Origin of the sequence: Streptomyces hazeniae (genome assembly GCF_031845485.1) — a bacterium.
GTDB lineage: Bacteria > Actinomycetota > Actinomycetes > Streptomycetales > Streptomycetaceae > Streptomyces > Streptomyces hazeniae.
In genome coordinates, this window is record NZ_JAVREQ010000069.1 from 1 (window position 1) to 841 (window position 841).

2 protein-coding genes are annotated in these 841 nt (G+C 66.3%); both read left to right on the plus strand.

The features are described 5' to 3' along the window. Positions 1–433, plus strand: a 433-nt coding sequence (gene narJ / locus RM572_RS28595) for a nitrate reductase molybdenum cofactor assembly chaperone (protein ID WP_311676281.1), incomplete at its 5' end; no start/stop codon positions are given. Next, positions 433–841, plus strand: a 409-nt coding sequence (gene narI / locus RM572_RS28600; RefSeq protein ID WP_311676282.1) for a respiratory nitrate reductase subunit gamma, incomplete at its 3' end; no start/stop codon positions are given. The genes narJ and narI, both read left to right, overlap by 1 nt.

Below are 841 nucleotides of genomic sequence, written 5' to 3' on the forward strand. Positions count from 1 at the left end.
TGTCGAGACCTTCGACCTGCACAAGCGGTGCACCATGCTCCTGACCTACTGGACGTCCGGGGATACCCGAAACCGCGGCGCGGACATGGTCGAATTCACCCAGACCTACCGTGCCGCCGGCGTTGAGATCCCGAAAGGCGAAGCACCCGATCATCTTCCGGTCGTACTCGAGTTCGCGGCCACCGTCGACCCGGCCGCGGGGCGGCGGCTGCTCGCCAAGTACCGGGTGCCGATCGGTGTGGTGGCCCGCGCGTTGGCCGAGCAGAAGTCGCCTTATGCGCCTGTCGTGGCAGCGGTGGACGCGACCCTGCCGTCCCTGGCCTCCGTCGACGACGTGTCCCGACTGATGGTGTCCGGGCCGCCCGCGGAATCCGTGGGACTGCAGCCGTTTCAGCTGACCGTTCCGCCCCGCCGTGTGCAGGAGGTGCTCTGATGTCGGGCTGGGAGATCTTCTGGGACGTGGTGCCGTATGTGACGCTCGCGGTGGTGGCCGTCGGCACCTGGTGGCGGTACCGCTACGACAAGGTCGGCTGGACCACGCGCTCGTCGCAGCTCTACGAGTCGCGGCTGCTGCGGATCGCCAGCCCGATGTTCCACTTCGGCATGCTCGTGGTGTTCATCGGACATGTCATCGGCCTGTTCATCCCCGAATCGTGGATGGACCTGGTGATGAGCGACCACGTGTACCTCCTGCAGGCGGTGATTCTCGGCGGTATCGCCGGTATCGCGGCCCTGGTCGGGATCGCGCTGCTGATCTACCGGCGCCGTGTGACCGGCCCCGTCTTCATGGCCACCACCGTCAACGACAAGACGATGTATGTGGTTCTGGTGGCCGCCATGG